Genomic DNA, 7,424 nt, shown 5'->3' with positions numbered 1-7,424 from the left:
GACCTGAACCGTCGTGACCGCATCGCGGCACCCACGACTGCGCCGACCTCAGCCCCGCCGCAACCCCGCGACGACCTGAACCGTCGTGACCGCATCGCGGCACCCACGACTGCGCCGACCTCAGCCCCGCCGCAACCCCGCGACGACCTGAACCGTCGTGACCGCATCGCGGCACCCACGACTGCGCCGACCTCAGCCCGCCGCAACCCTGCGACGACCTGAACCGTCGTGACCGCATCGCGGCACCCACGACTGCGCCGACCTCAGCCCGCCGCAACCCTGCGACGACCTGAACCGTCGCGATCGCGTCCGAAGGCAGGTTTCGAGCGAAGCAAGAAACCTGATCGCGCAGCGAGCCCCCAGGGCGAGTCGGAGCGATGCAGCGATCGCACGCAGTGCCCGCCGAAGGAGGGCCTCCAAGGCCCGACGCCAAGGGCACTGCAATAAGAGAGACGCCAAGGGCACTGCAGTAAGAACAGAGTCACGTTGACGTTCGGTTAGTCCGGAATGCACCGTGTTTGCTTGCTCATTACCTCTGTGACGCTTACCGTTACGGCAGTGAGGAGTTACTCCGCGTCTCGCGGATTGCCATACGACCGAGCACGTTCCAGCAGCTGAGAGGCATAGAGGACACGTTCGTCGACCGGAAGTGGCCGGTTCACCGGGGGCGCGCCGCGCGCTGCCCGGCGATGTCGTGCATCCGGCCGTCCGACTGGCGCGAGTAAATCCTCGCTAGGCAGGGCCCCGACTCCGGACGGGCCCGCGGCGAGGAAGGATCGGCCTCATGGAGAGCGTCCTGCTGGGTGCAGCGCTGCTGGTGACCCTGGTCGCTCTCGTCATCGTCGTCCTGCGGCGCCCGGGCATGCCCGGGAAGGCCGCGGCGGAGATGGCCCGGGCGCAGAGCGAGGCCGACGAGATCCGGTCCAAGGCGAAGCGGGACGCCGGGGAGGTCCTGGAGAACGCCGAGCGGGACGCGCAGCGGATCGCGTCGGCGGCGCGCGCGGAGGTCGAGGACGAGGGCAGGGTCCTCCGCGACGATCTGCGGACCGTGCGGGAGGACTTGGAGCGCCGGGAGGCGCGGCTCGCGGAACGGGAGCAGCGGCTCGACGGTGAGGTGCGGCGCCTGGAGGAGTGGCAGGGACGGCTCGCCGAGACCAAGAAGGCCCTCGAGAACCGCGAGAAGGAACTCGACGGCGTCGCCGAGGAGCGCCGCAAGGTGCTGGAGCAGGCCGCCGGGCTCACCGCCGAGCAGGCCAAGGGCGAACTCGTCGCGGCGATCGAGAACCAGGCCAAGCGGGAGGCCATCCCGATCACCCGCGAGATCGAGAACTCGGCGCGGGAGGAGGGCGACAAGCGCGCCCGCAAGATCGTGACGCTGGCGATCCAGCGGGTCGCCAGCGAGCAGACGGCCGAGTCGGTCGTGTCGGTGCTGCACCTGCCGAGCGACGAGATGAAGGGCCGCATCATCGGCCGCGAGGGCCGCAACATCCGCGCGTTCGAGACCACGACGGGCGTCAACCTGATCATCGACGACACGCCGGAGGCGGTGCTGCTGAGCTGCTTCGACCCGGTGCGGCGGGAGGTCGGGCGGCTGACGCTGGAGAAGCTGGTCCTGGACGGGCGGATCCACCCGCACCGGATCGAGGAGATCTACGAGCGCAGCAAGAGCGACGTGGAGCAGCTGTGCGTCCGGGCGGGGGAGGACGCGCTGGTCGAGGTCGGCATCGCCGACATGCACCCGGAGCTCATCGCCCTGCTCGGCCAGTTGCGGTACCGCACGTCGTACGGGCAGAACGTGCTGAAGCACCTGATCGAGTCCGCGCACATCGCGGGGATCATGGCGAGTGAGCTGCGGCTGCCGGTGGAGGTCACCAAGCGGTGCACGCTGCTGCACGACATCGGCAAGGCGCTGACCCACGAGGTGGAGGGCAGCCACGCGCTGATCGGCGCGGAGATCGCGCGGCGGTACGGCGAACACGAGGACGTCGTGCACGCCATCGAGGCGCACCACAACGAGGTCGAGGTCCGGACGGTCGAGGCGGTGCTGACCCAGGCGGCCGACGCCGTCAGCGGCAGCCGTCCGGGGGCGCGCAGGGAGTCCCTGGAGGCGTACGTCAAGCGGCTGGAGCGGCTGGAGGAGATCGCCCGCGACAAGCACGAGGGCGTGGAGAAGGTCTTCGCGATGCAGGCCGGGCGGGAGATCCGGGTGATGGTCAAGCCCGACTCCGTCGACGACATCCAGGCGCAGGTCATCGCGCGCGACATCGCCAAGCAGGTCGAGGACGAGCTGACGTATCCGGGGCAGATCCGCGTCACCGTCGTCCGGGAGTCCAGGGCGATCGAGTTCGCCCGCTGAGGGGACCGGGTCCGGCGAAGGGCGTGCCCGTCCGCCGGCGCGGAGGCGGACGGGCGGGTCCTCAGCCGACCGTCAGCTCGATCGGTTCGACGCCCCGCGGCTCGAACCCGAGCGTCTGGCCGTAGAACGCCAGCTCGACCTCCAGGCAGCGGATGACCGTGTCGGCCCGGCGGAAGCCGTGCGACTCCCCTTCGAACGTGAGGTAGGCGTGCGGCACCTTCTTCCCCGCCAGTGCCAGCGCGAAGCGTTCGGACTGGTCGGGCGGCACGACCGGGTCGCTGAGGCCTTGCAGCAGCAGGACGGGGCAGGCGGTCTCGCCGGCGTGGCTGAGCGGTGAGCGCTCCTCGTAGGCGCGTTCGAATCCGGGCAGCGGCCCGATCAGCCCGAACAGGTAGTGCGACTCGAAGTCGTGCGTGGCCTCGGCGAAGCTCTGCAGGTCGCTGATCCCGAAGTAGGACGTGGCGGCCTTGAACACGCCGGTCCGGGTGACGGCGGCGAGCGTCGTCCAGCCGCCCGCGGAGCCGCCGCGGATGGCCAGGCGGGCCGGGTCGGCGATGCCGCCGTCGACGAGGGCCTGCGCGGCTGCGACGGCGTCCTCGACGTCCACGACGCCCCACTGGCGGCGCAGCCGTTCACGGTAGGCGCGGCCATAGCCGGTCGATCCGCCGTAGTTGACGTCGATGACGCCGATGCCCCGGCTGGTGAAGAACGTCCGTTCCAGGTCGAGGGCCGTGGAGACGTGTCCCGTCGGCCCGCCGTGCACGAACACCACGTACGGCGGCAGCTCCCCCTCGGGGGCGGCGGCGTCGGGGTTGGCCGGCGGGAAGACGTAGGCGTGGACGGGACGCCCGAACGGTCCTTCGAGGCGTTCGGCGCGAGGCTTGGACAGGTAGGCGATGTCGGGGAGCTCGGCCAGCTCCCGGCGCAGGCCCTCGACGCGGCCGGTGGTGGTGTCGATCCGCACGACCGACGTCGGCAGGTCGGGACCGCCGGCGATCCCGACGATCGTCGTGCCGTCCGTGGACAGCTGCGTCTGCCAGTGCCCGTACGGGACCTCCAGGTCGGTGAGGTCGAGCGTCTCCGGGTCGTAGACGCCGAGGCGCATGTCGCCTTCGCCGTGCAGGACGGCCAGGCGCCCGTCGCCGAGGAGCGCGTAGGGCATGCCGCCGAGCTGCCACAGCGGGCCCGCGAACTCCTCCTCGGCCGGGTAGAGCGCCTGCGGGGACTCGCCGTGCAGGCCGACCTGGTAGATGTTCCACCAGCCGGGCCAGTCGGAGATGACGTACAGGGACTCGTCGTCGCGCCACACCGGCGCGACCGCGGACTCGCTGAGGCCGCCCTTGACCGTGCGGGGTGCGACTGTGGTGCCGTCCTCTATCGCCGCCACGCGGATTTCGGTGCCGTCCCAGGGCATGCGGGGGTGGTTCCACTGCACCCACGCCAGATGCCCGCCGGCGGGGGACGGGGCTGGGGAGGCGTAGAAGTCGGCGCCGGTGACGAGTTCCCGGATCGCGCCGGCGTCCTCGGCCGCGCTGCCGTCCAGGGGGATGGCGACGATGGCGCGCCTGATGCCCGTGATGCCCGGCTCATCGGCAGGGGGGCCGGTGCCCTCCGTTCCCTCGGCGCTCTCCGCGGTCTCCGTACCCTCCGCCGCCGGGGCAGCAGGAGCAGCGGGAGGCGCGGGTTCCACCGGGGGTGCAGCGATGTGGCCCTCGCACACGCACCAGATCTCCGTGCCGTCGGGGGACACGACGTAGTCGGCGTAACGCAGCCCGGCCGGCACGGCCGGCTCGGGGGTCAGCGGATACGGCTTCGGGTCGCCCTCGTCGAGCCGGTGGAGCCGCTGATCGTCGTAGTTGGAGAAGACGATCGACCGCCCGCCGGCCGTGCGGACCGGCAGGTACGACCGCCCGCCGTACTCGTGGACGCGGGTGCGGGCGTCCCACGGCGCCTGCAGGAGCTCGGTGCGGTGACCGCCTTTGAGATGGATGACCGTGGTCCGCCCGCCCTCCTCGGGCCGGGTCTCCTGCCACCAGACGTCGCTGCCGGCGACGGTGGGGAAGCTGAGACGCAGCCGGGCGCGGGCGACATCAGCCGCGGAGATGGGTGAAGGCCATGAGCCGAAGGGAAGGGTCGCACGAGCGGTCATACCAGGAATCGTCCCGCATACGGGGACGTGTTGGGGTCATGACGGGCCGTTTGAACTCGGAAAGATACAAGCCGTCCACCAGGCAACTCACGGGTAACACAGGTGATCAGCGCGGTGCGCGCCACCGAATCGGACCCCGGGTCCCGTACACCGCGAACCGCCCCACGAGACCGCGAAAGGGGCGCCGCCGGAACCGGCGGCGCCCCGAGGCGAGGGTGCGGGCTCAGGCGGCTCCGGCCTCGCCGGTGGCCTGCCGGGACATGCCCGGGGCCGGGGGAGGCCCGGCGGTGCCCATGCTCTTGGCCGAGGTCTTGCGGCTGCGGCGGCTGCGGCGCTCCAGCCACGTCGCCACCCGGCTCAGCGACATGTTGATCCCGATGTAGATGATCGCGACCACGATGCCGGCCTGCAGGACGTTGTTGCTGTAGTTGGCGGGGACCTGCTTGAACCCCGCCTGGAGGAACTCGCCGTAGGCGATGATGAAGCCGAGCGCGGTGTCCTTCAGGAGCACGACGATCTGGCTGACGATCGCCGGCATCATCACCGTGACGGCCTGCGGCAGCAGGACGAGCCGCATGACGCCGTTCTTGCGCAGGCCGACGGAGTAGGCGGCCTCCGACTGCCCCTTCGGGATCGACAGGACGCCCGCGCGCACCACCTCGGCCAGCACCGAGCCGTTGTACATCACGAGCCCGAACACGACCGCGGCGAAGGCGGGGACGGTGACCACCCCGGCGTTGCTCTCCACGCCGAAGATGAAGAAGAAGTAGTCCACCGACATCCGCTGGAGCTGGCCGAACGGCGACTCGGCGATCGCGGGGCTGATCTTGTTGGGGACGAAGAACGCCAGGAAGATCAGGATCAGCAGCGGGATGCCGCGGAAGAACTCGACGACGGCGCCGGCCGGGATCCGGATCCACCAGTGGTCCGAGAGCCGGGCCAGGCCGAACACGGCGCCGAACAGCAGCGCCAGCACCGTCGCCAGGGCGGCGGCCTTCAGCGTGTTCAGCAGGCCGGGCAGGAGGAGGTGCCGCCAGACCGTCCACTCGGTGAACGGGGTCCACAGGTGGCTCGCGAACTGGTCCTTGTCGTACAGCCGCCAGACGAGCGCGGCCAGGAGTGCGAGGAGCACGGCCGAGACGCCGACGGTCAGCAGCCTGTTCCGCGCGCGCGCCCGCGGGCCTGGGACGTCGAAGAGAACCGACGATTCCTTGCTCACCGCGCCACCGCCATTCGCTTGGCCAGCCAGCCGAAGAAGTAACCGGTCGGCAGGGTGAGGAGCAGGAAGCCGATGGCGACGCCGAGGAACAGCGGGATCACCCCGTCCGAGAACGTCGGCTTGTCGATGATCGTCTTGGTCACCAGCGCGACCTCGCCGTAGCTCGCCGCGGCGGCCACCGTCGTGTTCTTGATCATCGCGATGAGGACGCTGCCCATCGGCGCGATGATCGAGCGGAACGCCTGCGGCAGGATGATCATCCGGAGCGACTGGGTGAACGTCAGCCCGATCGAGCGGGCCGCCTCGGCCTGCCCCAGCGGGATGGTGTTGATCCCCGAACGCAGGGTCTCGCAGACGAACGCCCCGGTGTAGGCGGACAGCCCGACGACCGCCCACCAGTAGTAGGTGGTCGAGGAGACGCTGGAGAACTTCAGGGCGAGGATGTCGTTCAGGCCCAGGCTGCACATCAGCAGCACCAGCGTGAGGGGCGTGTTGCGCACGATGTTGACGTAGCCCGTGCCGAAGGAGCGCATGACGGGCACCGGGGCGACGCGGAAGCTCACCATGACGGTGCCGATGATCAGCGAGAGCACCGCGGCGGCGGCGGCCAGGCGCAGGGTCGCCCAGAATCCCTGGGCGATCTCCCCGAAGTTGTCGAAGAACGGGGTGAAGTCAAACATTGCTGAACTGTTCCATGGCGTTCCAGCGGTCTCGGGTCATGCCGGTGCGTCCCCGCGGGGAGACGTCCTCGCGGGGACGCACCGGCATCACGAATAGGCCTCGGCCTGCGATCAGTCGCAGCCCTCCATCTGCGGGACGGTCTTCACGAGCTTCAGCCCGGTGCCGGCGAAGTGCTTGTCCAGCAGCTTCCCTCCGGTGCCGTCGGAGTACATCTGGTTGATGGCCTTGTTGACGGCCTCGCAGGTCTCGGTGTCGCCCTTCTTCATGCCGACGCCGTACTTCTCGTCGGTGAACGGGGCGTTGATGACCTTGAAGGAGCCCTGCTGCTGGTTGGCGAACCCGGCGAGGATCATGTCGTCGGTGCTGACCGCGTCCAGCGCGCCGGACTTCAGCTTGCTCACGCACTCGGAGTAGCTCTGGGCGTCGACCAGCTTGACGCCGTCGATGTCGAGCTTGCCGTCCGGCGGGGGCTCGGTGATGCGGCGGAAGGAGTTGGACCCGGCCGCCTTGCACAGGCGCTTGCCCTTGAGGTCCTCGGTCTTCTTGATGTCGGTGTTGTCGGTGGTCACCATCGTGTCCTGGTGGGCCACGTAGTACGGGCCGCCGTACGTCACCTGCTGCTTGCGCTCCTCGGTGATGGAGTAGGTGGCGATGACGAGGTCGACCTGCCCGCCGCCGATGAACGACTCACGGTTCGCGGAGGTCGTCTCCTTGAAGGTGATGCCGCTCTCGGGCACGCCCATCTGCTGAGCGATGTACTTGGCGACGTCGACGTCGAAACCGGCGAAGGTGCCGTCGGGCTTCTTCAGCCCCAGCCCCGGCTGGTCGTACTTGATGCCGATGGTCAGTTTCTTGTCGTCCTTGGCCTTCTGGACGACGGTCTTGGCCTCGGTCTTCTCCGTGTCGCTGCCACACGCGGTGAGCGCCAGTGACAACGCCATCCCCGCCCCGATGAGGGCGCCGAAACGACGTACTCGCATTTCTCGTCCTACCTCTGCTCTCTGCCGGAGCCCCGTGGC

Annotated in this window: 5 protein-coding genes; 1 reads left to right on the top strand and 4 read right to left on the bottom strand. The window is 69.7% G+C overall.

Annotation, left to right across the window (positions count from 1 at the left end):
- Positions 1-784 precede the first annotated feature (784 nt).
- Positions 785-2,356, top strand: a complete 1,572-nt coding sequence (rny, locus tag E1285_RS21365) for a ribonuclease Y (protein ID WP_132154747.1) — start codon at positions 785-787, stop codon at positions 2,354-2,356.
- 61 nt (positions 2,357-2,417) lie between these two features.
- Here rny and E1285_RS21360 read toward each other — a convergent pair whose 3' ends face one another.
- From E1285_RS21360 to E1285_RS21345, 4 genes are all read right to left on the bottom strand, one after another.
- On the bottom strand, positions 2,418-4,505 hold the full coding sequence (locus E1285_RS21360) for a prolyl oligopeptidase family serine peptidase (protein ID WP_132154745.1): 2,088 nt from the start codon (positions 4,503-4,505) through the stop codon (positions 2,418-2,420).
- 223 nt (positions 4,506-4,728) lie between these two features.
- Entirely contained in the window at positions 4,729-5,724 is a 996-nt protein-coding gene (locus E1285_RS21355; RefSeq protein WP_132154743.1) for an amino acid ABC transporter permease, read from the bottom strand.
- Positions 5,721-6,404: an amino acid ABC transporter permease gene (locus tag E1285_RS21350; RefSeq protein ID WP_132154741.1), complete on the bottom strand. Its 684-nt coding sequence runs from the start codon at positions 6,402-6,404 to the stop codon at positions 5,721-5,723. The genes E1285_RS21355 and E1285_RS21350 overlap by 4 nt, the downstream gene beginning before the upstream one ends.
- Before the next feature lie 111 nt (positions 6,405-6,515).
- Positions 6,516-7,385, bottom strand: coding sequence for a glutamate ABC transporter substrate-binding protein (locus tag E1285_RS21345; RefSeq protein WP_132154739.1), 870 nt, complete (start codon positions 7,383-7,385; stop codon positions 6,516-6,518).
- Positions 7,386-7,424 lie beyond the last annotated feature (39 nt).

Source organism: Actinomadura sp. 7K507 (assembly GCF_004348425.1).
Taxonomy (GTDB): domain Bacteria; phylum Actinomycetota; class Actinomycetes; order Streptosporangiales; family Streptosporangiaceae; genus Spirillospora.
Note: the sequence above shows the minus strand (reverse complement) of the source record. Positions and strands in the feature narration are given on the sequence as shown.

Excerpts from the sequence above, each read along its gene's own strand:
- E1285_RS21345 (WP_132154739.1), bottom strand. The coding sequence starts at position 7,385 with ATGCGAGTACGTCGTTTCGGCGCCCTCATCGGGGCGGGGATGGCGTTG.
- rny (WP_132154747.1), top strand. The coding sequence starts at position 785 with ATGGAGAGCGTCCTGCTGGGTGCAGCGCTGCTGGTGACCCTGGTCGCT.
- E1285_RS21360 (WP_132154745.1), bottom strand. The coding sequence starts at position 4,505 with ATGACCGCTCGTGCGACCCTTCCCTTCGGCTCATGGCCTTCACCCATC.
- E1285_RS21350 (WP_132154741.1), bottom strand. The coding sequence starts at position 6,404 with ATGTTTGACTTCACCCCGTTCTTCGACAACTTCGGGGAGATCGCCCAG.